The organism is Pseudomonas sp. C2B4 (assembly GCF_013359695.1).
Lineage (GTDB): Bacteria > Pseudomonadota > Gammaproteobacteria > Pseudomonadales > Pseudomonadaceae > Aquipseudomonas.
Genome location: NZ_JABFMU010000128.1, coordinates 1 through 1,242 on the forward strand (window position 1 = coordinate 1; position 1,242 = coordinate 1,242).

Genomic DNA, 1,242 nt, shown 5'->3' on the forward strand with positions numbered 1-1,242 from the left:
TGAACTGGTCAAGTAATCCCGGACACCGTTTACGGTGCTTATGCCGCTTTTTGCTCCATCGCTATTGGCGACAGGTAGTTGTTGTAGCTGTGGAGCCGAGTGCGGTTGTAGTACATGAAGAAACGAACCATGTCCGTTTTTGCCTCCTCGATCAGGCTGTAGCCGTTACGAGGCACCCACTCTGACTTCAGTGTGCCGAAAAAACGCTCCGTCGGCGCATTATCCCAGCACTGTCCACGATGACTCATGCTTTGCAAAATGCCGTGGTGCACCAGTTCCTCTTGAAACTTGCGACTGGTGTACTGACATCCCTGATCTGAGTGAAACATCAACTCAGTAGGACACGTTCGCACCGCCGTTGCCATGCGCAGCGCTTTACTGACCAGGTTGGCATCATTGACCAGAGAAAAAGCCCAACCAATGACCCTGCGAGCATACAAATCGATCACGATGGCCAGATGAATCCAGCGTTTGCCCACCATCAGACTGGTCACGTCGCCACACCAAACCTGATCGATCGCCGTCGGTTTGAAATTGCGCTTGAGCCGATTGGGCGCGACAAATGCTTCTACACCTTTGGATCTAAACGGATGCGGCTGACGCTGTTTGCTGACAATGTTGGCCTCTCTCATCAATGCTCTGACAAGACTTCTTCCCGCAGTTATTTTCTTCGACTTCAGAGCCTTGCTGATCGCCCTGGAGCCCATCGCTTCGCGGCTTTCACTGTGTAACTCAACCACTTTCGACTTGAGTTCTTCACGCCTGATCCGCGGCTTGGACCGCCGCTGAATCCACTCATAAAAGCTGCTGCGCTTCACACCGAAAACACAGCACACCACGGCCGTCGGGAATGACTCTCTTAGCTCTGCGATCATCGAAAACGATCGGGATCCGACATCAAGAGAGCGGTAGCCTTTTTTAGGATCTCGGCTTCCATCTCCATGCGCTTGATCTTGGCTTTTAGCTCCTGAATCTGGCGCTGATCATCGGTGATCGCCTTGGTGCCTTTAACTGGCTGGCCCTCGCGTTCCTTACGAACCTGATCGACCCACCGCCGTAAAGCGGTGGGCCCAATATCTAGCGATGCACAAACCTCTGGAACCGGGCAGTTATCATCAAGCACCATGCTGGCAGCATGCAGCTTGAACTCGCGGGTATAGACCTTTCTTTCGTTCATGGAACCTCCAAGTTGGCGAAATCATATCGCCCTTAAGAGGTGTCCGGAATTATTAGGCCAGTTCA

General features: G+C 52.6%; 2 protein-coding genes. Both read right to left on the reverse strand.

Annotated elements, in window-relative coordinates; genetic code table 11:
• Positions 1-38 precede the first annotated feature (38 nt).
• Complete coding sequence (locus HNQ83_RS30970) at positions 39-875, reverse strand: IS3 family transposase (RefSeq protein ID WP_256669360.1); 837 nt, start codon at positions 873-875, stop codon at positions 39-41.
• Positions 872-1,177: an IS3 family transposase gene (locus HNQ83_RS31420; protein ID WP_060738273.1), complete on the reverse strand. Its 306-nt coding sequence runs from the start codon at positions 1,175-1,177 to the stop codon at positions 872-874. Before HNQ83_RS31420 ends, HNQ83_RS30970 begins: the two co-directional genes overlap by 4 nt.
• Between the last annotated feature and the right edge of the window lie 65 nt (positions 1,178-1,242).